Origin of the sequence: Methylacidiphilum sp. Yel, from assembly GCF_004421185.1 — a bacterium.
Classification (GTDB): Bacteria; Verrucomicrobiota; Verrucomicrobiia; order Methylacidiphilales; family Methylacidiphilaceae; genus Methylacidiphilum.
In genome coordinates this window covers 1-856 of sequence record NZ_LXQB01000081.1, presented here as the reverse complement: position 1 = coordinate 856, position 856 = coordinate 1, and the positions used below count along the sequence as shown (strand labels likewise).

The following is an 856-nucleotide window of genomic DNA, read 5'->3' as shown; positions in this document are numbered from 1 at the left end:
ATTATAAAGATTTTATCGAAGAAAAAATAGATCCCAAGGAATCGAATGCCGGTCCAATTTTAGATGAAACAGGGAAGGTGATTGGTGTCCATCAAGGCATTGAGCGCTATACCGTAGGCCAAAGAAGAGGACTTCCGGGAGGACAAGGCCGTCCCCTCTATGTGGTTGATATCGATCCTTTATCGAAAGCAGTTAAAGTTGGAAGCTGGCAAAGTCTGCTAAAAACTCATTGTTTTGTGGCGGGAGCCCATTGGATTGAAAAAGAAATTCAAACTACCCGAAAAGTTACAGTAAAACTAAGATATAATTATCCGGAGGTTCCTGCTTTTATCACGCCTTTGGAAAATGGTCGATTCAGAGTAGATTTTGAATCCCCACAATTTGGAATTTCTCCAGGACAAGCAGCCGTTTGTTACGAGGGAGACACCGTGCTTGGAGGCGGATGGATAGAAAGGGATTCAGTTAAGGATTGACTTTTTACTTGGGGACTGACGTGATTATCCTTGCCCCCATCTTGATCAGGTGTGCTTTGAAACATTCAACGCATTGAAGCCTTCCTATACGAATTGATGCCCAATGGCCAGCAGGAGCAGCAAATGCGCCACTTTGCCAGCTTGTGCTTCTTGGTGTTCAACGAAGCGCTGGCGTTGCAGAAGAAGCGTTACAAGTGCGGGGGAAAAAAGCTCGGTTAACCCGGTTTGACAGGCCCAATTCACCTATGAAGGAAGCGATGTAGTCGGGTCGCCAGCAGAAAAGACTCACCGAAGCAACGCAAAAGCGGATCAATGCCCAACCTTAGCGTTCGTTGGAATCTCCAGCCTTCAGGCCGGGGAGGATGTCAAGAAGAACTCTACAC

The 856-nt window shown here is 46.5% G+C and carries 2 protein-coding genes; both read left to right on the top strand.

The annotated features are described in order from the left end of the window. A partial coding sequence (locus tag A7Q09_RS11075) for an aminomethyltransferase beta-barrel domain-containing protein (RefSeq protein WP_347877504.1) occupies positions 1–473 on the top strand: 473 nt, incomplete at its 5' end. A 63-nt stretch (positions 474–536) separates the two neighbouring features. Further along, positions 537–692 (top strand): helix-turn-helix domain-containing protein, encoded by a 156-nt coding sequence (locus A7Q09_RS11355; RefSeq protein ID WP_394346632.1) that lies wholly within the window; start codon positions 537–539, stop codon positions 690–692. Positions 693–856 lie beyond the last annotated feature (164 nt).